The following is a 23,800-nucleotide window of genomic DNA, read 5'->3' as shown; positions in this document are numbered from 1 at the left end:
TTTTTGTAAATCCGGATAGGCCTTCACTCCTCTCTTGTCTGCAAATAGGCATCCATGGACGAGCGGTCGATAATGAACGATTCCGTAAAGTTCATCGGGGATACCGGCTTCCGATGTATAATTCTTCTCATCAATTCCACGCTTTTAAAGCCCATCAAATATGACTTCTGCTGGACTGCCGCTTGAATCACGCCCTGCTTAATCAGCTCTACGGTTTCCGGCAAATCATCAAAAGCAATGATATCGATCTGGCGTGCCGGAAAGTACTTGTTCACCGCTTGCGCAATTCCCGGACCGTCTAAAGCGCTTACACCGAACATCACATTAATGTCCGGGTGCTCCTTCAACATCTCGTATGCCTTTTTTACCGCTTCCAGCTTGCTGATTTGCGAACCCTCCAAAGCGACAATCGTAAAGTCCCTGCGGTCCTTGATGGCCTCCTTGAACCCTTCGATCCGCAGCTTCATATGCTGCCCTTCGGGATTTCCCGAAATGATGCCGATATGAGCAGGATCATGCCGGTGCGCTTTCAGGTAGTTTCCGATTTGCACGCCCGCCCGATAATTGTCCGTGCCGACAAATGCCAATCGCTTGCTCTGGGGGGCGTCCGTGTCAATCGTAATCAAAGGAATGCCGGCTTCCACCGCTTTATTGATGACGGGAACAAACACGTCATCCAGCCCCTGAGTGATGATGCCATCCACTTTAGAAGCGATCGCTCTCTCAATGAGAAGACGATGCTCTTCGATGCTTGCCCGGTAGGGCCCCTGCAGATCAATCCGCAGATCCTCTCCCGCGGCCGCCTGCGCCCCTTTAAGAACCACATCCCAGTAGGGGTGCTTGGCTTCCTCGGATACCAGTAAAATTTGCTTTTGCTTGACCGGATTCGCATTCTCCGTGAAGTGCCGCCTCGCATCCTTCGCCAATTCCCACGATTGATAAAAGGATATCCCTAACCAGAATGAGCCTGACAACAACGCCGCGAACAAAACGAAATACAGAAACCAGATCTGTTTCACTTTAATCTCCATCAGACCTCGCTTGGGTTCTTCCCCTTGATTTTTTTAAACACGCGGCTAAAATAATTCGGATCATGAAAGCCTACCTGAAAGCTTACCTCTTTAATACTGGCTCCGTTTTTTAGTCTCAATAAAGCGGCCGCCTGCTCGACCCGGTATGCCGTAAGATATTCGGAAAACGTCTCTCCGAAGCTTTTTTTAAACCACTTGCTGAAATAATTTACGGAGAACCGGGCATACGCCGCCATCTCTTCCACCCTCAAGTCCCGGTGATAGTTTTTCCGGATATAATCCTCCACTTTCAGCTTCAATTGATTGTCTCCCCGCAGCTGAAGCAGCACCCTGCGAAAAGCTTCTCTTACTGCCGACAGCTCAGTTCCGACAGGCTGGATTTCCCATACCAGACCCGGCTGCTTTTGGTTTTGGAAGCGCTTTATATTTTTGTCAAGCTCAGCCGTTACCTGCAAAGGAAGTTCGGATGAGAAGATCAGCGCCAGCTTCATTTCCCCCAAAGCCAATTCCAGCACAACAGGAAACAGCACTTTCCACTTTCGAATGAGCTCTTGGGCCGCCTCCATCCCGCTGCTGCCCATTGGCTTGAACGTTACCAGGTATCCGGGCATTTCATCGATGCCGAGCAACTGTCTCATTTCCTGAAAATTGGCATCATTTAAGGTTCCTTGGATCAGTCCATTGAATAATTCCTTCTGCAAAAAATGGTTCGTTAACTGGAACCGTTCCCGGTTCAAGATGTGTTCCGTTCGTACTTTCCGTTCCCTTCTGCATTCATCCAATGTGCTTCGAACCGTCCTCACGATTTCTTCCCTGCCGGCCGGCTTGACCAAATAATGTTTGACCTCCAGTTGGATCGCACGCTGGGCATATTCGAATTCTTCGTACGCCGAAATCAGGATCACTTTCAATTTAGGAAACGAATCCTTTAATTCGTAAATCAAGTCCAGGCCATTAATCCCGGGCATCTGGATATCTGCAATCAGCAAGTCCGGTTTACAGGCTTCCGCCAATTCCAGTATCCTTCTTCCGCTTGTTTCCCGATACACTGTAAGCTCAGGAAAGGCATCCTTTAAAATCCATTCGAGTGCCTTTGCTTCGATGGGCTCATCGTCCACAATAAAGCAAGTTTCAGCCATTGCAACCTCCTTAACATACAAGAGTTTTAGGAAATATTTTACTATTCACACTTTGATTATACACCATTTTCTGCAAGCGAAAATAAGAAAAACCTGGCCGCTGGCCAGGTCCTTATCTAAACATATACTACGTGCACAGGGAGGCATGGGTATGAACAGTTAGACTCAAGGCTTGACCGCTGTGCCGTCCGGCGTACGTGCTAACGTCCACATTGGAATCGTCCCTTGACAAGGGTATTTGATCGCCTCTTCCTCGATGATATCTATACCAAGCCCAGGCCGGTCGCTCAAGTAAGCATATCCATTTTTAACAATCGGACAGCCTGGAAAAACGGTTTGCAGCTGCTCATTAAGCGGCGTCCACTCCTGAATACCGAAGTTGGGGGTGCTTATAGACAAGTGCAAGTTTGCCGCTGCGCCAACAGGGGAAATATCTCCTGGTCCGTGCCAAGCTGTTCTAACACCGTAAAACTCCCCAAAAACAGCCAATTTTTTGGCGGGCGTAATTCCCCCTATCGCGCTTACATGGGCACGAATAAAATCAATCTGACGCTTGGCTATTAATGGCTTCCATTCGTTCACGTTTGTAAAAAGCTCCCCGATAGCGATCGGTGTACTGGTCTGCTGACGAATCAGTTCGATCCAATCCAAATTCTCAGGAGATGTCGGATCTTCTAAATAGAACAGATGGTAAGGCTCCAGCTTCTTGGCCAATCGAACCGCTTCAATCGGTGCGATTCTTTCATGAACGTCATGGATCAGTTCAATGTTGTATCCAAGGGTTGCACGCAGATGCGCAAATAAATGTTCAATACTTTTCGCGTAGGCTTCCGGGTCGAAATAAACCCCGGGTTGAACATGTTCCGGCGAATGCTTAGACTGAATATTCGATGCCCGTGAAATGACTTTGGCAATCAAACGTGTGTCTTCCGTCCCGCTTCCGCCGTACATCCCCATCTGAACGCGGAGATATTGATATCCCTCATCCATGAGCTGTCTGGCATTTCGCTCCACTTCCATTTCATTGCTGCCATCAACATGGCGGTACAACGCAACCCCGTCACGGCATTTGCCGCCTAACAATTCATAGACCGGCATATCGGCTATTTTCCCTTTAAGGTCCCATAAAGCCATATCGATTCCAGAAAGAGCATTGTTCATAATCGGTCCATTTCTCCAATAGCCGCTTACGTTTGCACTCTGCCATATATCCTCTATTCTAGATGGGTCTTTACCGATTAAGAAAGGCTTCAAATAATTCTCTATCGCAGATTGAACAGCGTAAATCCGTTGGGTAAACGTAGCGCAGCCGAGCCCATACAAGCCCTTCTTATTCGTTTCGACCTTCACTACTACCAAATCAATGCCGCCGGGAGCGGTTAATATGACTTTTACATCTTCAATTTTCAAATTGAGCATCTTGATGGACCTCCTTTTAACGGGTGTAGTTATCCTGCAGCTCTTCTGAAAAGCAGAGGCGTATTTTTTTCTGCGCAGCTAGCGCCCAAGCCAGCCGCCGTCAACAGCAAGCAAGTGTCCATGAACATATCTGGCCCCCTCTGAAGCAAGGAAAACGGCAGGAGCTTTAAAATCGTCTGGATTTCCCCACCTTCCAGCAGGGATACGTTCGAGAATTTGCCTGCTCCGGACAGGGTCATTCATCAAAGCCTCATTCATGTCCGTGGCAATATAACCCGGCACGATCGCATTCACATTAACCCCGTGCGGGGACCATTCGTTAGCTAACGCTTTTGTTAATTGAGCCACAGCCCCCTTTGCGGAAGCATAAGCCGGAACAAGAATACCTCCTTGGAACGATACGAGGGAAGCGATATTGATGATTTTTCCGCTTTTTTGAGGAACCATATATTTACCCGCTTGTTGACAAAGCAGCCATACCACTTTTAAATTGACTTGTATAACGTCATCCCAATCTTCTTCTGAAAAATCAACGGCAGGCGAGCGCCGTTGAATACCTGCATTGTTAACCAGGATATCGATCTTGCCAAAGGTATTGACTACCGCAGGAATAGCTTCTTTCACTTGACGCAGATCAAATAAATCACATGGAACAATAGAACATTTCACGCCCAACTGTTCAATCTCTTGTTTGACGGAAACCTGATCAGGCGAGCGCTGCAGTAATGCAATATCCGCTCCCGCTTCTGCCATCCCTATAGCAATGGACCGGCCAATGCCGCGGGTTCCACCAGTGATTGCAGCTACTTTTCCTTTTAGACTAAATTCATTCATGGTCATGGGGTTCTCGCTCCTATTTTTACGGGTGAAATAATACTTTCAAAGAAATATCCGTATTTTCCATAGTTGAAAAACCTTGCTGAATATCATCCAGCGGAAGCTTATGGGAAATCAGAGAAGCAACATCAATAATTTTTTTCTCCATAAGTCTAATTGCTATAGCAAAATCGTTTGAATTTGCACATCTTGTCGTTGTCAAAGATATTTCTCTGAAGTGCATGGCGGCTAAATCAATGGTTGGCGCTTGCTTATACACACTTACGACCACGATTTTGCCCTGGTATTTGATACATTGAATCATCTGATTGGCTGTAGCCTGAGTTCCCGCAACCTCAAATACGATATCGGCACCAACACCTTTAGTAAAAGAAAGCACCGCTTCTTTAATGTCCTCTTCTTTCGCATGAACTGCCGTAAAGCCCATTTGTTTTGCGACCTGCAGACGGTAAGGACTGATATCCGAAATAAAGATCTCGCTTGCGCCCGCCTGTTTGGCCACCTGGCCAATAAGCAGCCCGATCGGGCCTGCTCCCAAAATAACTACGCTGTCCCCAACCTTCAGGTCCGATCGCCTAACCGTATGTACGGCAATAGCAAGCGGCTCTGTCAGCGCACCCTCTTCATCAGACACGTTGTTAGGCAGATGATGAAGACGGTGAATGGGTACGGCAACGTATTCGGCGAATCCCCCGTCCTTATCAATACCGATGCATCTTAATGTTGCACATACATGATACTGTCCAGCAAGACAAGCAGCGCATGTTCCGCAAGTTAAATAAGGCTCGACGGTTACGCGATCCCCCCGGTGGAAGTGATCATTGTCCGCAATGGACTCAATCGTTCCGCTAAACTCATGACCCAAAACTACCGGAGCCTTAGCCCGTGGATGTTTCCCTGCAAAAATCATCATATCCGTACCGCAAATCCCTGCATAGGCAACTTTAATCAGTGCTTCGCCTTCCCCTGCAACGGGTTTTTCGATGGATTCCGTTTGAACTTTTTTCTCGGCAATGTACATTCCTGCTTTCATTGCATGCGCCTCCAAATGAGTTTTTACAATAAGAATTTCATTTATTTTAGGTTCTTGGTTACTGATGCAACCACCCTAAAGGAGCCAAAACGATTTGAGGAAAAATGGTTAACAAGAGCAGAACCAACACTTCCGCAATTAAAAAGGGCACTACGCCTTTTATGATATCGTCCATTCCAATTTTCCCTACACCTGCTGCTACGTTGAGCACTGTTCCGACTGGCGGGGTTAGTAGTCCGATACAGTTATTCAGCACAAAGAGCAATCCGAAAAAGACAGGATCTATACCTGCATGTTCAATGATCGGCATCAGCACGGGGGTAAGAATCAAGATCGTAGGCGTTAAATCCATGGCCGTACCGACCAAAAATACTAATGCATTTATAGCGAGCAAAAGAAGTACCTTGTTATCCAGAAAAGGTTCGAGAAGTGCGGTCACTTGCCCCGGTATGTTCGCTATTGTAATTAACCAAGCGGACACCATAGCGGCAGCCGCTAAAAGCATAACCACGCTTGTTGTTTTGGCAGCAGCCAACACTACTTTGTATAGCTGGTCAAACTTTAACTCACGGTAAACCACCATACCAACAAACAAGGCGTACACCGCAGCCACTGCTGCCGCTTCCGTAGGTGTAAAGATTCCCCCGCGCAAACCTCCAATAATAATTGCAGGAAGCATCAAGGCCCAGATGGCAGACCGGGTTGCGAGCCACATTTCTTTGGCTGATTTTCGCGGCTGTGTTTCCACTTTTTCTTTTCGCACAATCCATGCCCAGGTAATGGTCAAAGCCACTGCAAGAAGAATACCGGGCACGATCCCTGCCATGAACAATTTGGAAATGGAAACACCACTCGTTACCCCGAATATAATCATAGGAATACTTGGCGGAATAACAGGTGCGATAATGCCCCCTGCGGCAATTAAGCCAGCCGATCGGTTCCGGTCATACCCCGCCTTTGCCATCATTGGGATTAATATAGCTCCCAGAGCCGCCGTATCGGCCACTGCCGAACCGGACAAACCTGCAAACAAAAGGCTGGCGATAATGGCAACGTATCCAAGCCCACCGCGGACATGGCCAACGAGAGCCATCGCTAACGCGATGATCCGTTTGGAAATGCCTCCTGCGTTCATAACCTCTCCTGCCAGAATAAAAAAGGGGATCGCCATAAGAGCAAAATTGTCGGCACCATCAATCAGGTTGGATGCTAAAATTTGCGTATCGAAATTATCCATAACTAGCATGAGCGTTAAACCGCTAATTAACAGAGCGAACGCAATTGGGGTACCCAATGCCATTATTCCTAGCAGTGAAGCTACAAATACAACCAGAGTCACGATGTTCCGCCTCCTATTCTGTCCCCGGTGTTTCGCCGCTCATTCATATGCCCGAATCCAGCTTGCCCTACCAGTTCTTCCGAGTCTGTCGTCATAATCAAATCTTTCTCGCTATATTTATTGAACAAAATACGATATAGATTCGCGAAAACAATAACCATCATTCCAATGCTTGTAACAAGTCCGATGCCGTAGATGAAAAAATAGGGCAGGCCTGAAGCTGGAGCCGTTTGATTTAAATTAATGATGGTCAGCTTCCAGCTTCCGTCAAACAGGAACACAAGTGTAATTAATATTAATAGATTACTGACCACGAAACATATCTTCTTACCCTTATACGAAAGCTTCTTCACCATCATGTCGACACCCAAATGCTCATTATCCTTAAGGCCAAGAATCGATCCTAAAAAAATCATCCAAATAAACAAAAACCTTGATAGTTCCTCTGACCAAGTGAGCCCTGTATTAAAAACGTACCGTAAAACAACGTTCCCGAACACAAATATGGTCATCAATGATAAAGAACAAACGATAAAAAAATTGAGCAGGCCACTGATTCTGTCGATCAACTTTACCACGGTGATCACTCCTTTCCAGTTGTTTAATCAAGTTGTTAATCAATCGCAGCCGTGACGAAATGGGGAGGACTAATGAAAGATGCTCACGACACCCGCTTCACATCCACCCTAATCCTCCCTTCTAAAAAGCTAGGGCTTTCTTGTTTACTTCTCTCCTCTTACTTTTTGAATCTCATCGAACATTTTCTTTACAAGCTCTTCTCCAAGCTCTTTAGAGTACTTGTCAATCACTGGTTTAACGGCTTCTTGAATCTTTTTTGTTTCCTCATTTGAAAATTCACTTACCTGCATGCCTTTGTTTTTCAAATACTCCAGTGACTTTTTCGTTTCTTCCCGGTTTAGCTCACGCTGAAACTTTCCCGCCTCAATGACCGCATCTTGTAAAATTTTCTTTTCTTGATCATTGAGCTTGTCCCAGAATTTCTTACTGGCCATGAAAATAAATGGTGTATACAAATGCTTGGATAGGCTCAAATGGGATTGGACTTCATAGAATTTACTTGATTGAATAGCAGTCAAGGGATTTTCCTGTCCGTCGATGGTTTTCGACTCCATTGCTGTAAACAACTCCGAGAAAGGCATCGGTGTTGGATTGGCACCTAAAGCTTTAAATACATCGAGATGGACTTGGTTTGGAATCGTCCTAATTTTTAATCCCTTGAAATCCTCTAGAGTAGCTACCGGCTTCTTACTATTCGTCAGGTTACGGAACCCGTTTTCCCAATATCCGAGCCCGATTAAGTTATGGGCCGGCAATTTATCCAGCAAAGTTTTTCCTACCGTACCATCTAACACGGCATCGGCTTCTTTTTCATTGTTGAATATAAACGGCAGGTCGAAAATACCGAATTCTTTCACACTTGCTGTTAGTGGCGAGGTCGAAATAATCCCCAACTCCACGGTTCCTGACTGAAGGGAATCGGAAACCTTTTTGTCATCACCTAATTGGTTGTTAAAGTATACGTTTACTTGAAATTTTCCTCCGCTGTTTTTCTCAACGATTTCTTTGAACTTTTTTCCGCCAACGCCTTCAGGATGATCCTCGGTTAACCCGACAGAAAGTTTAAATTTACGTTCACTGATTCCCTTGTTTTCAGAGGTTCCGGATTGAACTGTAGTATTGTTATTTTGACCTCCCCCGCAGCCAATTACCGAAATAAGAAGACCAAAGACGACCAGACCGGAAATCGCTTTTTTCCATAAACTTTTCACTTGTAATGCTCCTCTCACAAAATTGATCTTGTTAAGATATTGAAATACAAATCATCATTCATGATGGCGGTTACATATTATTGTTTAGACATACACATTTACATGTTTTCTGTTTAGCGGCCGCTTATTCTTACTCTTCTTCCAAGCCTTCTCCCATGAAATGGCAGAGGTTAATATAGCGCTTTCAATCGATTGAAGTGCAGTTTAAATGAAGCATCTCCCCCAAATCATAACTATAGTCAGTCTAGCGTCTGTCTCCCCCGTTTCTTATTCTCAATCCATCTCCTATTTATTATATATATTAATACGGATTATATATAATATAACAAAAATCGTCAAGATATTTATATATAAAATTAAACATTATATATAATGTTTTTTTTCTTCTAAATAAAAAAATGGCTTCTCCTTGTGAATTTCCTAAAGGAAAAGCCATTTATATCACTCATTTTATTCTTGTTTCATTACAAAAGGACATGATATGTTCTCTAAATGCTGCCTTTGATTTTTCTACATCGCCTTGTTCCAATACTTCAACGAGCTCTAAATGGTATTTATAGACTTCTTCAGGTTTTATTTGTATAGTTGGATGGAGGTATGCAATATACCTTCGAATATGAGTGTTCAAAATTCCCCATACCCTGTTATAAATTTCAATTTGAGACCATTCAATAATTTTAGAATGAAAATCCATATCGAAGCCTGATTGTGTTAAATAGTCCGGAGTTCCGCTTTTCATCTTTTCAACTATATCGTACAGTTCCCCTGTATCCCGTCTTGTTAATTTGGGGACAACAATTTCAAGTACGCTGGTTTCTATTTCGGTACGTAAAGAGAAAATATGATAAAGTTCGACTTGATTGATCTCAGTAACAAAGGCTCCTTTGTATTTAACTGTTTTCACTAATCCTTCCTCTTCCAATCCCCTTAACGCTTCACGGACAGGAACCTGACTAATACCATGATTTTTTGCAATTTCTGTTTCTACTATACGCTGTCCAGGTTTTAATGTATTCGAGATAATGTCCTCTCTCAGTTTCTGTTTGATCTCATCTTTTAGAGAAACCAATCGAGTTGACTGGTTATTAATCGGATTCATCTTCTCACTCCTGTTCAATCATTTTTTATAAAAAATCTGTTATTATATATAATTAATTTTATTATATATAAATACCCGAATGAATTTCAATGTTTATATTTTTTCGGGGTATAAAAAAGCCGTACCCGTTGTAGACGAACTACAATCAGGTACAGCTTCTATGCGTTCAAGCGTTTACATGGTCATTCCGCCATCTATCGTAATCAGACTGCCGGTCATGAATGCGGACTCATCGCAGCAGGCGAATAAAATCGCATGCGCGATTTCTTCCACCCTGCCGAGACGTCCCATCGGCTGTCTTGCGGTAAACATCGCTTCCATTGCCGCCGGATCGGCGGCATTTCTGATCTTTTCCTCAATAGCCTGCGTATATGTCGTGCCGGGGCAGACACAGTTTACCCGGATGTTGTCATTGATATAATCGGCCGCCATGGCTTTCGTCAACGATACCACGGCTCCTTTCGATGCGGAATAGGCACTTCTGTCGGTGTGGCCTTTCAATGCCGCGACAGAACCGTTATTGACAATCACTCCGCCGCCTTGCTTCTTCATTTGCAGTACGGCATATTTCGAAACCAGAAATGTCCCCTTTACATTGACCTGCATGGTTTTATCGAAATCTTCCTCCGACATGTTGTCTACTCTGCCGGGCAGTACAATCCCCGCATTGTTGACCAGGATGTCGATTCTGCCGAAGGCTTGGACGGTTTCCTTTACAATACGTTCGGCATCGGCCGGATTGGAGACATCGCCTTGGACGAATATCCCTTCAGCCCCCGCCTTTTTCAATAGCTCTACAGCTGCTTCCCCATGGCTGGCCGTACGGGAATTCACTGCCACTTTAGCGCCATATTTGCCAAACTGTACGGCAGCGGCAAGTCCGATCCCCGATCCTGCTCCGGTCACCAGCACCACTTTTTTCGAAAAATCCAATGTTAGAATCCTCCTAATCACGGAAAGACAATATTTACTTGCCGAAGATTAAATTTGGAATGAACAACGTTAAATCCGGAATGAAAATAACCGCAATGACGACCAGCAATACGCTTAGCAGCAGCAGCCAGGATTCTTTTATGAATCTCCAGAAGGAGGTTTCAAAGATGGAGCAAACGATATACATGACCACTCCGACCGGCGGCGTTAAAAGCCCGATCGTCAGCGTCAAAACCATCACAATGCCAAAATGAACGAGGTCGATGTTCAGCTGTACGGCGACCGGAATGAGAATGGAGGTCAACAACAGGATCAAGACCGTCGAGTCCATGAACATGCCCACGATCAGCAGGAACACGATGAGAATAAGCATGATGATCCATGGCGTTTCGGAAATGTTCAGCAGCAAGGCCGCCATTTTTTGCGGGATCTGTTCCCAGGTTAAGCCGTAACTGAAGATCGCCGACAGCGCGATTAACAGCATGATCATGCCGATGTCGAGCGCAGTATCTTCCAACGTCCTCACAAATTTTTTCCAGGTAAATTCTTTGTAAACAAGCAGACCGATCACGATCGCATAAATGGCGGCAAAAGCGCCGGCCTCGGAAGGCGTGAATATGCCCGTTCGCAAGCCCGCCAGCAGCAGGATCGGAAAGAGAAACGCCCATATGCAATCGATGAAAGTCGTCCAGATTTCTTTGGGAGGAGCCACTTTTGCCCGTTCCGGCTGATAACCTTTACTCCGTGCGGTAACGGAGACCGCGACCATTAACAATACCATCATGAGGAGACCGGGAAGAATGCCTGCGGCAAACAGCCGGCCGATGGAAACTTCGCCTATGCTTCCGTAAAGAACAAGACCGATTCCCGGCGGTATCATTGTCGTAATCATCGAGCTGGTACCGATAACTCCCGCCGCAAATCCTCTGGAATACCCTTTCTCGATCATGCCCGGTCCCAGAACGCGTCCAAGCATGGTGGCGTCGCCGATCGCCGAGCTCGTAATTCCGCCCAGCATCGTGGCCAGCACCATGTTCACTTGTGCCAACCCCGCACGCATATGTCCCGCCAACACGGACGCCAGCTTCATCAGCCGATGCGTAATGCCGGTTTCGTTCAGCAGGTTGCCCGCGAATACAAATAAAGGAATCGCAAGCAGAACAAAGCTTTGTGTCTGAGTTAGCACAAGCTGGACCGGCATCGTGAACGACAGTGTCGGCTGCTGCAAGAAGAAAACGAACCCCGAAATCCCTATCGCAAAGGCTACCGGCATGCCCAGAATCATCAGTAATAAGAACACGATAGTGACCAATAACACGTTTTATGCCTCCTTTCCATTAAAGTGATTACAGAAATTCTTTATTGCTTTCCGTCGTTTGAACACTCTGATAGCCTCTGGCGATTTGCTCTTTGATTTTCACGATCGTGGTGCTTAACATCAACATGCACCCGACGGGCACGCTCAGCGTAACCCAGGTATAGCTGAAGCCCGGAATTCCCTGATACGTTCTGAGCCGTGTCGTATAGGAGAGCCATAAGCCAAAGCCGATAAGTACCGCCAAAAATAAGATAATCAAGAATTGGTTCATGATTTTAAGGTAAAACTGCGCCTTTACCGGCAGGCGGCTTACAACCAGCTCGATGCTCACTAGCTTGTCGTTTCTCATCGCCATATCGGCGCTTAGAAAGACGCACCACGCAAACAGAAAGGTTGCTACATCCACAGCCCATGAGATAGGGTGACCAATGGTTCTTGCGATGGCTGTGGCAAAAACCAATGCCGTTATGATCGCCAACGCCGTTTTGACGATAAAAACCTCTGCTTTGCCGATGTAATCATACAGTTTTTTCATGGTTCCACACCTCCGCATCACGTTCTTATTTTCCAGCCCTGCCCTTGCGGGCAGGCCGGAAAATAAGAATTACGATTTCAGCTCCTGGTTACTTGCCCATTTCTTTAAAAACGGTATCTCTGGCTTGAACCAGATTTAATTTCGTGTAAGCTGCCTCGCCGGCTTTTTTGAACGCTGCAATGTCGATCTCGTTGGCCGGAATGATCGTTACGCCGTGGGCGGCAATTTCTTTCTTGAGCTGTTCCGTTTCCTGCTCCATCTTTTTGGAAATTTCAAGCCCGGCTTTGTTGCATTCCTCGATGAGAATATCCTGATACTCTTTAGGAAGGCTATCGAAAAATTTCTTGCCGACGACCTGGAAATTGATCAGCATGATGTGTGAAGTCTCGCTTACATATTTGGCGGCCTCATACAGCTTTCCTCCCGTCACATTCCGATACACGAGTTCGGCGCCGTCGATCGCGCCCTGCTGTATGCCGATATAGACTTCACCGAACGGAAGCGCTACCGGAGCCGCGCCAAGCGAGCGTACGGACTCCTGCCAAACCGGTACGCCCGGGGTCCGGATACGGAGACCCTGCAGATCCGCAGGCGATTTGACCGGCTTGTTCGTGACCATGTGCCGCAAGCCTTGAATCCAGTTAAACGACAGCACTTTAATATCGTGCTGGTCTTCCAGATCCTTCAGCCATTGCTTGACTGTTGGAGAATCGTTTAGCTTCTCCACATCTTCAATCGTTTCGGCAAAGTAGGGCGCGTTCATCACCGCGATGTCGGGAACATACATGCCCAGACGCGCGGAGTCGGTATTCTGACCTACATTGACGCCCTGCTTCAACTGCTCGATGATGTCCTCTTCCACACCCAACTGGGCGCTCGGGAACACTTGAATCTCCAGGTTGCCGTTCGTTCTCTCCTTCACCGCCTGCGCCCAATTTAAAAATCCTTGGTGAAAGGGCTCGGACTCCGCCAGCACGTGGTTAAATTTTAAAACAAACTTCTGATTGGAACCTTCTTCCGATTTGCCGCAAGCCGAAGCCAGGAAAACCAACACCATCACCATCATGAGACTGACCCATCTTTTTGCCTTTTTCAAAGAACTTCTCCTCCCTTTTTCACACGAATTGTTTTAATTCATCCATACCGGCAACCATTCCGTAAACCGACTGAGCGACTCACCTCCCGTCTATAGTGATAGCAATTTCAATGCTTCAGCATACGAATCAGATTTTGCGTTGAATACAGCGCCATTCTCTCTACCGCTTCCGCCGTATAAGCGCCCGCATGAGGGGTCAGGATGAAATTGTCCAGTTTCAGGAGCTTTTCATCCGGGGACGGCGGTTCTTTGGAAAAAACATCCTGCGCTGCAACGGCAATCCTTTTCTCCTTCAAGGCGGTGTAGAGACTCTCTTCATCGACCAATTCCCCTCTCGAGGTATTGATTAATATCGATGACGGCTTCATCAGTTTCAGCGTATCGCTGTTGATTATGTATTTGGTCTCCGGCGTAAGCGGAAGGTGAAGAGAGATCAGGTCCGACATGGCCAATACAGCCTTCAAAGAATCGCACAGCACGATCCCATACTGCCTGAGAAATTCCGAATCGTTAAAATAGGGATCATACAGCACGACAAACATGCCGAGTCCTTTGGCGCGTTTGGCCACCTCCCTGCCGATCTGTCCGCCGCCGATAACGCCGATGGTTTTCCCGGTCAGTTCGATCCCCTGAACTCTGTCCCAACCCCCGTTTTTTACATTGGCGCTCAAGACGGAAACTTTGCGGGCGGCTTCAAACATCAGCGCAATGGCCAGCTCCGCGACGGATATATTATTGCTTCCGACAGCACTCTCAACTGAAATCCCCAGCTTCTCGGCAGCTTTTAAGTCGATGTTATCCACGCCGACGCCATACTTCGATACCGCTTTCAAATCCCGGCAGCGGCTCAGCACTTTTTCCGTCAATGGATCCACGCCGACGATTATACCGACCACTTGCTCTCCGGCCAGCCCGATGATCTCCTCTTCGGTAAATGTCTTTCCCGTATCGTTTGCGATGATTTCATAGCCCAACTCTTCCAATAGAGGGAAGGTTTGCGCTTTGTAGTCTTTAAACGACTTTGGCGTAATTAATATTTTCATCGCGAGACCCATCCTTTACTTTATATCGAATACTGATGGTAATATTTCAAGTATTTGTCAAACCGTCTTGCAAAGAACTCCCGGCTGCTGCCGTCCGGCAGCCAGCTTCTTTTCAGCTGCGGCTTGATCTCCTTGACTGTAGCGATTTCGCCTGCCGCCTTCAGAGCCATATAGGCCGTTCCGAGAAGCGAGGCATGCGAAAGACGGTCTGCATAAACCGGCAATTCGAATATGGAAGCGGCCATCTGCAGCCAAAACGGCGACTGCTCGATCCCGCCCGAGATGCTGATCAGCTTGGGCGCTTGTCCTACGATGGGCAGCGTAATCTCATAGCATTGCTTCAAATTGAACAGCACGCCTTCTAACGTCGAGTAGTACAAATCGTAGCTGTCATGGTTGATCTTAATATCGAACATCATGGCACTCTTCGTATCGTCCCAGCCCGGGCAGCGCTCCCCTGCCAGAAATGGAAGGAAAATGGGTGCATCACCTTTTTTTAGCGATTTCACAGCTCCCTGATCCAATTGCTTCAAACTGAGGCCGCCATGGGCTCCAAGAATTTTCTTGCCCATCCAATCGACGGTGTTGCCTGCACCGGCGGTGGCGCATCCGGCGATCCACATGTCTTCAACGCCGACATAGCACCAGGTTGACGGGGAATCGGCAAGCACCGGTTTTTCCGTCGATATGCGTATGGCAGCGCTCGTACCTACGGAGATAGACATAATGTTATCTCCAAAACCGCCGACAGCCACCTGGTTCATGCAGCCGTCCGCGCCTGTGATCAGGACCGGCGTGCCTTCTTTAATTCCCAGCATAGAAGCCGCTCCTTCGGATAAAGGAGACGTATATTCGGAACCGACCAATGTCGGCAGCATGCCCTCGTCGATCCCTGCCAGTCTCAATGCTTCCTCGTCCCACTCCAGCGTATGAAGGTTCAGGAACCCTCCGGCCGATGCGGTGCTCCTGGATACGGCAAACTCCCCGGTAAGCTTCAAATACAGATATTCCGGCATGGAAGCGATATAAGAAACGCGGGCCGCATTGCCCGTTTCTTTCTCGTGCATATATTTCCAAAACGTATAAGTCGTGTGAATCGGACACCCCGTACGCCGGTAAAGAGAGGCGAATAGGTCCGAATCCTTCCTGTATTTGTCCGTCGTTGCGGATGCCGCCGTATCGGCCCAGGTGCTGAGCCGGGAGACGGGTCGTTTGTCTTTATCCAGAAGAACGAGACTGTGGCTCCAAATGCTGCAGGCAGCCACCATATCCACATGATGGATCCCGTTTTGCGCAAGCAGCCGCTTACCCGCCAGCATCGTTTCTTCCATGATTTTGTCCGCATCGAATGTGACCGTATCTCCCGCATCGGCGGAATAGTTGATCGGCAATATATCGACTACGCCTTCACCGTTTCGATAAAGCATAGCTTTGGCCGACGCAGTCGATGCTTCCAAGACTAGAATAAGTATGGTCTTTCACCTCTCACCATCGTTAGCTCTGCTCCGGTCAGCTGTTTTGATCCTTCTGGAACATCTCGTAAATGTTTTTCTTTGCATTCATGATATGCAATTCAATGCACCTTCGAAGCTCCGCCTGATCTCCGGCTGCCAAAGCACGATAAATGGCCTCGTGCTCCCGGACTCCCTCGATCATGCTTTCTCTCGGCTGGCGGCCGTAAACGTAATAGGCATAAGCGTGCGTACCCAAATTATTATATATTTGCAGCAATCGATTATTGCCCGAGCACTTCATGAACAATTGATGAAACTCCTGGTCCAACGAATAGTTTTTAAAATATTCGTTTACGTTGGAGACGTTTTCAATCAGACGCTTATGCTCCGACAGGTTTTCGATAAATTTCTGCCGGATTTTCTCGTCCCGGTTAAAGTTTTCGATCGCTTTCTCGATATAGCGCGTTTCGAACATCAGCCTGATGTCGATCAGTTCCTCGATTTCCTCCAATTTGACTTTTCGTACGTTCACACCCCTTCTGGGTGTATTTTCCACCAAGCCTTCGCTGATCAAACGGTTCAAAGCTTGCTTGATGGGGGTTTCGCTGATTCCGTAGCGTTCGTACATTTCTCTGATAATAATCTTTTGTCCGGGAACCAATACTCTTTGCGTAATATCTTTCTTTATTGCTTTATAGGCGACATCTACAAGCGTTTCGGTTTTATAATCCATCGTATCCAACCCGTAGTTCTCCTTCCAGGACATCCATGTGCGCAATACTTTATCGGATTAAAGTTTTAGATCTAAAATTTAAAATCTGTATATATTTACTATTGTACATAAAAATTCCTTGTAATCAATAAAAATTTTTACGGATTTTGGCATTAGAGGAAGCTGCAAACATAAAAATCCGCCATCCTTTTGCAGTAAAATGCAATTGGACGGCGGATTTTGCCGATATGTTTCAAATCCGATCCATAAACCAGACAGCTCCCATGAAAGCTATGATTCCGGAGATGCCGTACACCATTCGGGGATACCACGATATCCGTGCGGCACAGATCAGGGCGGGCAGCAGCACCGCCAGAACTGCCAATTGGCCGACTTCGACGCCGAGATTGAAGGAGAACAAGGCTAACAAATAATCTTCTCCAAGCGCTCCGTGCAATATGTCTGCGAAGCCGAAGCCGTGAATGAATCCAAAAAGCAGCGCAACCAGCCACCGATAGCCGTGCCGTTTCAACCAAATGTTCTCGATGGCGACAAATACGATGCTGAGCGCAATGAGCGGCTCAATAACCGATAACGGCACCCGTACAATATCCAATGCCGACAGTGCCAACGTTATACTGTGGCCGACCGTGAAGGCCGTTAAGATTTGAACATACGCCTTTGTTTTCTGCTTTACGACCAACAGTCCGAGCAGAAACAGAAGATGATCGTAGCCTGTCCAAATATGCAGCATGCCGGTAACGAGAAAATCTCTGAAGGTAAATAACCAGCCCGGAACCGCTATTTCCATCGTTCTCCTCCCGCTCCCATCGCTAATCTTCTCGCTGATGTCGCGCATTTGAGCGTTCAGCACCATTTGAACGGGCTGATTCCCCGTATGGACGGTCACGAAATTTTGGTGCTGCGGATCATCCAGGTCGAAAAAAAACGCATAGTGGATGCCGTACTCCTGAACCGGCCTGTCAAAGGTGCTGGACAGCTCCATGCGGACAAAATCCATTCCGTTCTTCTTCTCTACCGTATGGCTCTTCAGCATAAACCGGCCCTTTTCACCGTTGCCGGTGACCTCAAGCGATTCGCCGATGAGCCGCTGCAGATCCTGCTCGGTCCAGATGGGTCCTGCCGGAGCGGAAGCTGCCGGATCGAGGACAATCACCTTCCTCGTTCGGATGGTCACCCATTGCTCTACTTCCCTGGCTTCCAAATACAGCGTATAGTTTATTGTTTTACCGGCGGCCCGGATATCCGAATAACCGATCGTGCCTATGTGCGCCTCGGCCATAAGCGGCATGCCCGCAGCCTGCACGGCTATAAGCAGGACAAAGGCTGCAATGATGCGAATAAGCCGCTTGCTCATTCCTTATTCACCAATGTCAATATGAGTTTGGCGCTTTCCGCCCGTGTTGCGCTGCCGCTCGGAACGAACTGCCCGCCGGAGCGGCCTTCAATGATATGAAGCGCGGCTGCTTTGCCTACAGCCGACTGGGCCCAAGCGCTGATTTGTCCCGCATCGATAAAGTCCGCTTTCCCTTCGGCCAGCGGTTTGCCGGATTTTTTCTCCATGGCTCTGACTATCATCACCGCCATTTCCTCACGGCTGATGGTCCGGTCCGGCTCGAAGCTAAGCTCGTTTGTCCCTTGAACGATTCCCGATTCATAGGCCGCATTAACGGCCTCCGTATACCAGGCATCGCCGTTCAAATCCTTGAAATGAGCAGCGCCCGGCGAAGCCTTCAAACCAAGAGCCCGTACCAGCAGCGCCGCAAACTCGGCGCGAGTCACAGGGTTCTCCGGAGCAAATAAGCTGTCGGATATGCCATCGGCAATGCCTTTGAACGAAAGCTCCTGAATCAGCGAGTAAGCCCAATGGCTGGAAGGCACATCCTGATAAGTTTTGACATATTCGAATACGCCATAAACACTGAAGTGATTCACATTCGCCGTATAGCTGCCCTGAGCATAAGTTCCCCCGATAAAATGGAATTTTCCATTATCATCGATATAGTAAATGCCCGCCAGCCTCGGATTGGTTACATGCCCGGCCGGAAGCGTAATCGTAACCGGTTTGGCAAACTCAGTCAAACGGGAAACCGTTCCGGTCGAATCCATAACTTCAATCGTCAAATCATACGTCCGGCCTCGGGATAGGAGATGCTCGCCCCTCTTCTCTGCGGCAGGTTCGATCTTGACCATAATCTGACTGCCGCCTCGTTCCCCGGCGGGCAGCAAATTGGCTGCTTGTACCAGTACATCGGACGGAATGGACAGGTGCACCTCGCTTGTCCGAATCGAAATGGAGCTGTTTTCGCCAATGTATTCAGCCGCATTGGCCGGCAAAGAAACGCCTGTCCGGCCGTCCGCAACAGAGATGCTGACGGGTCCGCTCTGACCCTTCAAGTCATCCGGCTTCACGGCTTGCAGACTGCCGTCCGTCCCCGAATTCCGCCCCGGTAACGCACCGCCTGCGCCACCCCCTGCACCGCCTCCGCTGCTGCCGCTTGAGGAATCACTCCCATTGCTTACAGGACCCGTTCCGGTTGTGAATTCATAAATGTCCGAGGTCGTAAATCCGCCGTACGCATCTTCCAGTGTCGTATACCAGTAATACATGCTTGAGCCCTTGTTCAGCCGCCAAGGAACTTCCGCACGGCTGCCGCTAGGCACATTTTTCCTTTCCCCGATTTTCTCTTTGGTATACACGTTGACGCCGATATAATCGGTCGCCACTTGCTTGGCAATCGGCTTTAGATGGATCGGCAAGCTGAATTCTTCCATCTCCGGCTTGTCTTCAAAGTAAATGTAATCGTCGAGCAGCGGCGAATACGTATTGACCATCAGCTGATTATTTTTCATATCGAATTGCAGCAGGCGCATATACCCCAGACCGCCCTGCGGCCCGGATTGATAATCCGCCAGCATCTCAATAACGGTATTGCCGTTATCCCCGTGCCTCACGTTGTAAGCCACCCCGTGTATATGACCGCACAGCACCATGAACACATTTTGATTTTTGGAAACGAGCTTTTTCCACAAGTCTTCGCCTTGACCGGCATAGAAGCCGCCCGGCGCAATGTATTCGTGGGTCGCAATAATGGCATTGCGGTCAGGATACTTTTTCAGTACCTCATCAGCCCATTGAATCGTTTGGTCGTCAATCTGCCAACCCAGATAAAGAATGATGAAATCATTGCCTTTTGCCGAAATAAGATCGTAGTGGTCGCGGTTGTTTTCCAGGTCTCCCCCATACCACGGATTGTTCTCAAAGCGGTGGCGCCCGAAATATTTCCAATATTCGTTATATACCGCCTCATTATGATTAACGTCATGGTTACCCGCTACCACCCCATACGGAATTTGAGCGTCATCCAGCGTTTTCATGCTGGCGTCTGCCGCCGCCCATTGATCCGGCTGGTCAAAGTCGTCCACAATGTCCCCGGTATGGACGACATATTGGATTTTCTTCTCCTGCGCGTGGTCCGCAATCCATTTGGTCATCGTTTTGTAGGTGTCCGGCCAGCTTTCCGAGTAATATTGGGTGTCACTCATCCAAGCAAACGAGAAATCGTACTGATCCGGAGAAGGGATCAAATCCTGCACAAGAACATGAATTTTTTGATCCTTCACCATATCGGCGACGCTTACGTTCGCTTTCAAGGTGAAATCCTCCGTACCCATGCCCGAAGCTGCGGCCTGCCACTTTCCGGTGGTGTGGTTCCACGTATACAGCGTCACCTGCCGTTCCGGCTTGGAATGTCCTCGCCATTGCACCTCTACTTGCTCAATACCCGTCAAATCGTCCGCAATCGTAAATTCAAAACGCTGATAAGGCAATTTCTCGTCATATTCGGTTGAAAAATATTGTCCGTCGATCGCTTTTACCGCTTCGACGGCCTCGCCGGAGAACGGCGTTTCCCCCGCAGGTTCCAGTTCCAGCGGAGGTTCGCGGTCCGCTCCGTTCGAGAAGGCTTGCTTCGGTGTTTTGTCAGTAAAATCATACTGATAGGCTTTGTAGAATGTCACGTCCAGCGGATCGCCGGTCGGATCATTCACGGTAACGGCCAATGAGGCGTTTAAGTCTACTCCCGCTGCACCCTGCGCCGGAGACGGATTGACCGGCTTGTACGGGTGCTCCTCAACCACGGAGAAAGGAATCTTTTTGACGAGCTCGTTGCCAGCTTTATCCGTTACAATCGCTTCAAACTCATGAGTGCCCGGCGTCAAATTCAAAGCATTCACGACGGCAGGCAAAGACAAATCGTTGCCGTCCAGCTTGCCCTCCACGGCTGCAATACCGGAAAGCGCATCGTCCGCACTGATCGAAAATGAAATGCTGCCTTTATACGTTTTGTTTTCCTCGATGGACAAGGCTGTGATGAAAGGCTTGGTGTTATCTACAATTACTTCCGCGGAAACTTTCTTCAGCGGTTCCGAGCCATCCACCTGGATCGAAACCGTATGCGGACCCTCCGCGACTTGGGTCGTATCCCAGGCATACGTGCGGCCGGTCAGCTTGTCATCCGGAATGGTAAATGTCATGTCTGCGCGTTCTTTGGCCGTTACATCGTTGAACGAGCCGTCGCCGAGTGCGATTTTACCGGTTGGTCCCGCTGCATACGAACCGTCTCCCATCTTGATTTGGGTCGATTCAACCGGAATAATCGTTCCGTCCGGAAGGACAAGGCGTACATTTTGAATCGTGAAGTCGTCATTATTATCGGTCGTATCCAGCGGATCTACGCGGTTACCCGAAGAAACGGAAATGACGTTCGCGCCGGATTTCAAATCGTCAGCCGGAATTTCTACGGTCACGATTTGATTGCCCGTAATATTGGCGTCAAAAATCTTCAGTACTTTATTGCCGACCAGCAATCCGTTTTTGTAGCCTGCATTAAAGCCGTCCACCTCCATGACAAACGTAGCCGGGCGCACCATCTTGTTGACGGTCGGCACCTTTACGCCGTCGACAAACAAAGAGGTGGCTTCATTCTCGTCACTGCTTGCTCCCAGCAGCATTTGCGTGCCCGACAAGAAATCGCCTGTTTTGACATTCAGGGTCAACGGCTCGACAGCCTCATGCTGAATGGTAATGGCATACGGCTTTCCTCCGTTTTGAGCCATAGACGTAACTACATTGTTACCGTCAGACGCTTCAAAATAATATTCCAGCGCTTCCGTTTTCTGAAGGTCATATAAAGAAATGGTCTTGGCTTCGTAAAATCCTTCACTGTTTTTCTCCAGATTCTCGGCTTTAAAAGTATCCTCTTCCTTGTTCTTACGGTAAAAAGTCACGCGTTTGACTAGGTTGTCGTCTGTAATGCCTGCTTTCAAAGTCAGATCAATCGGCGGTGTCGCCAGCAGCGGCATCGTATGGTCAATGACCGGCACCGTTGTATCGTTCACTGCGGATTTCGCCTGCGGCGGCACTTGACCGGCAATGACAGCGGCAGGAGTAGCCGTTTGTCCATACGCTCTCTTCATCATGACTTTGCTGCCGTCTTTCGGATATTCGTACACAATCCCTTTTTTGCTGACGGCTTCATTAGCCTGCTCGCCATCGTTATAGGAAGCGCGGGAAATTTCCGCACCGGTGTCCGTCATAAGCGCAAGCGTTCTTTTCTCCGAATTGATCATGCCGTCGTTCGGGGCGGTTCGGACCATTTGGTCATCGGTAATACTGGAGCCGAAGTTTGCGTTAAAGTCCGCCGTCGTTTTCCCTTGGCTTGCCGTATTGTTAATCCACAGCACCATAGCGCTTTGAGGCTGTACCAGCTTGTTTTCATCCAAATCCCAATCTTTAAACGTATTGTTCGGATAAATATATTTCAGCTTGTAATCTTTCAAGTTGATCGGGCGGTCTGTTGTATTATACACTTCCACATACTCATAGGTTTGTGGAGAATCGGGATTCGGCACAATTTCGGTAATGAGCAGATCCGGAACCGCGTTATAATTTACCTCCGGGTAAACCGACAAGCTGAAGGTTTGATCGGTTTGCTCCGGAAGACGCGTTACATTCGTCCCGTCCGACGCCTCGAAATAGTAATGTAACGAGGAAGCGTCAATCAGCTCCGTCTTAGGAATCGTGGCTGAATAGGTCATTCCGGCGACGGTCATGGGCAGAGATGTAAAGCTGCTCTGCTTGTCCGTTTGATACAACAGCTTTATATATACTAGCTGCGTCTCTTCATAGACGGAAGCAGATACGGTGAAGTTCTGCGCTTCAATTCCTGAAGCGGTTGGCGTATGCTCGATGTACGGAGCCCAATAGTCCGCCGGCAAATGGACAGGCGCTGCCGGAGTTTGCCCGGCTGCTAATGTCCCGGGGGTTGGCGCTACCTTCGAGCCAAGCTTGATCATCGTATGGGTTCCGGCCGCAGGCGGCTGATACGTAACTGTCTTGCCATCTGCGGAATCCGAAGTGTCGGTAGAATTCGGAGCGTTGTAGCTTGCCGTTACGATCCGGTTCAGGCCATGATCCAGCGCAAGGGACAGACTGCGACCTCCCGTATTGGCCATTCCTCCCGAATGAAACCGGGTCACCTGCGATTCGGTCAAGCTCGTTCCATATGCCGTATTAAAGTTGCTCAGGTCATCGGTAATCCCGCCATTATTAGCCGGGTCCGTCACATTCCACAGCACCATCACTGCACCCGGGGCCAGCGGCTTGTCCTCCGTGATATCCCATTCCAGCGGAGCCCGGTTATCATAATAATCATAAATAATCTTGTAATCCTTCAAATTGATCGTCTTGTTGCTGTTATTATAAATCTCTATGTACTCATATGGCTCCGCAGACACCCCGGAAGGCTGTTTGGAGTTAAACATAATTTCCGTAATCAGCACATACGGAGGTGCGGCCGCCGCTTCAACCTTCGGAACCGTACCTGCCATTGGAAGGCCGGATACGGCGACGGCGAAAGCTAAAAACAATTTGATCCATTTCCGTTTCAACACATTCTCCCCATCCTTATCATGATTTACCGCACAACCAGAACATACGA

Annotated in this window: 18 protein-coding genes; all 18 read right to left on the bottom strand. The window is 48.1% G+C overall.

The features are described from left to right. Positions 1 to 23: 23 nt before the first annotated feature. Positions 24 to 1,019: a sugar-binding protein gene (locus tag BLT35_RS08255; protein WP_074727565.1), complete on the bottom strand. Its 996-nt coding sequence runs from the start codon at positions 1,017 to 1,019 to the stop codon at positions 24 to 26. 11 nt (positions 1,020 to 1,030) lie between these two features. Beyond that, positions 1,031 to 2,170: a response regulator transcription factor gene (locus tag BLT35_RS08250; RefSeq protein ID WP_074727510.1), complete on the bottom strand. Its 1,140-nt coding sequence runs from the start codon at positions 2,168 to 2,170 to the stop codon at positions 1,031 to 1,033. A 165-nt stretch (positions 2,171 to 2,335) separates the two neighbouring features. Beyond that, on the bottom strand, positions 2,336 to 3,589 hold the full coding sequence (locus BLT35_RS08245) for an enolase C-terminal domain-like protein (RefSeq protein WP_074727509.1): 1,254 nt from the start codon (positions 3,587 to 3,589) through the stop codon (positions 2,336 to 2,338). Positions 3,590 to 3,667: 78 nt separating this feature from the next. Next, a complete protein-coding gene (locus BLT35_RS08240) occupies positions 3,668 to 4,429 on the bottom strand; it encodes an SDR family oxidoreductase (protein WP_062409103.1) in 762 nt (253 codons plus the stop codon). 19 nt (positions 4,430 to 4,448) lie between these two features. After that, complete coding sequence (locus BLT35_RS08235) at positions 4,449 to 5,459, bottom strand: zinc-dependent alcohol dehydrogenase (RefSeq protein WP_062409104.1); 1,011 nt, start codon at positions 5,457 to 5,459, stop codon at positions 4,449 to 4,451. A 58-nt stretch (positions 5,460 to 5,517) separates the two neighbouring features. Further along, positions 5,518 to 6,798, bottom strand: coding sequence for a TRAP transporter large permease (locus BLT35_RS08230; RefSeq protein WP_062409105.1), 1,281 nt, complete (start codon positions 6,796 to 6,798; stop codon positions 5,518 to 5,520). After that, entirely contained in the window at positions 6,795 to 7,376 is a 582-nt protein-coding gene (locus tag BLT35_RS08225) for a TRAP transporter small permease (protein WP_062409106.1), read from the bottom strand. Before BLT35_RS08225 ends, BLT35_RS08230 begins: the two co-directional genes overlap by 4 nt. 144 nt (positions 7,377 to 7,520) lie before the next feature. Then, complete coding sequence (locus BLT35_RS08220) at positions 7,521 to 8,588, bottom strand: TRAP transporter substrate-binding protein (RefSeq protein ID WP_235594316.1); 1,068 nt, start codon at positions 8,586 to 8,588, stop codon at positions 7,521 to 7,523. 445 nt (positions 8,589 to 9,033) lie between these two features. Next, positions 9,034 to 9,687, bottom strand: a complete 654-nt coding sequence (locus BLT35_RS08215; RefSeq protein ID WP_062409108.1) for a GntR family transcriptional regulator — start codon at positions 9,685 to 9,687, stop codon at positions 9,034 to 9,036. Between the two features lie 174 nt (positions 9,688 to 9,861). Continuing rightward, a complete protein-coding gene (locus BLT35_RS08210) occupies positions 9,862 to 10,620 on the bottom strand; it encodes an SDR family NAD(P)-dependent oxidoreductase (protein ID WP_062409109.1) in 759 nt (252 codons plus the stop codon). 34 nt (positions 10,621 to 10,654) lie between these two features. Further along, a complete protein-coding gene (locus tag BLT35_RS08205; RefSeq protein WP_062409110.1) occupies positions 10,655 to 11,938 on the bottom strand; it encodes a TRAP transporter large permease in 1,284 nt (427 codons plus the stop codon). A gap of 28 nt (positions 11,939 to 11,966) precedes the next feature. Continuing rightward, positions 11,967 to 12,473, bottom strand: coding sequence for a TRAP transporter small permease (locus BLT35_RS08200; RefSeq protein WP_074727508.1), 507 nt, complete (start codon positions 12,471 to 12,473; stop codon positions 11,967 to 11,969). Between the two features lie 88 nt (positions 12,474 to 12,561). Further along, complete coding sequence (locus tag BLT35_RS08195; RefSeq protein WP_137670237.1) at positions 12,562 to 13,569, bottom strand: C4-dicarboxylate TRAP transporter substrate-binding protein; 1,008 nt, start codon at positions 13,567 to 13,569, stop codon at positions 12,562 to 12,564. A 107-nt stretch (positions 13,570 to 13,676) separates the two neighbouring features. Then, entirely contained in the window at positions 13,677 to 14,612 is a 936-nt protein-coding gene (locus BLT35_RS08190; RefSeq protein WP_062409112.1) for a phosphoglycerate dehydrogenase, read from the bottom strand. Between the two features lie 20 nt (positions 14,613 to 14,632). Beyond that, a complete protein-coding gene (locus tag BLT35_RS08185; RefSeq protein WP_062409113.1) occupies positions 14,633 to 16,069 on the bottom strand; it encodes a gluconokinase in 1,437 nt (478 codons plus the stop codon). 52 nt (positions 16,070 to 16,121) lie between these two features. Beyond that, on the bottom strand, positions 16,122 to 16,799 hold the full coding sequence (locus BLT35_RS08180; RefSeq protein WP_235594345.1) for a GntR family transcriptional regulator: 678 nt from the start codon (positions 16,797 to 16,799) through the stop codon (positions 16,122 to 16,124). A gap of 232 nt (positions 16,800 to 17,031) precedes the next feature. Next, on the bottom strand, positions 17,032 to 18,156 hold the full coding sequence (locus BLT35_RS08175) for a HupE/UreJ family protein (protein ID WP_062409115.1): 1,125 nt from the start codon (positions 18,154 to 18,156) through the stop codon (positions 17,032 to 17,034). Further along, entirely contained in the window at positions 18,153 to 23,753 is a 5,601-nt protein-coding gene (locus BLT35_RS08170) for an S-layer homology domain-containing protein (RefSeq protein WP_074727506.1), read from the bottom strand. The genes BLT35_RS08175 and BLT35_RS08170 overlap by 4 nt, the downstream gene beginning before the upstream one ends. Positions 23,754 to 23,800: the final 47 nt, after the last annotated feature.

The organism is Paenibacillus naphthalenovorans, from assembly GCF_900099895.1.
GTDB classification, from domain to species: domain Bacteria; phylum Bacillota; class Bacilli; order Paenibacillales; family NBRC-103111; genus Paenibacillus_G; species Paenibacillus_G naphthalenovorans.
This window is presented reverse-complemented; position numbering and strand designations above follow the sequence as displayed.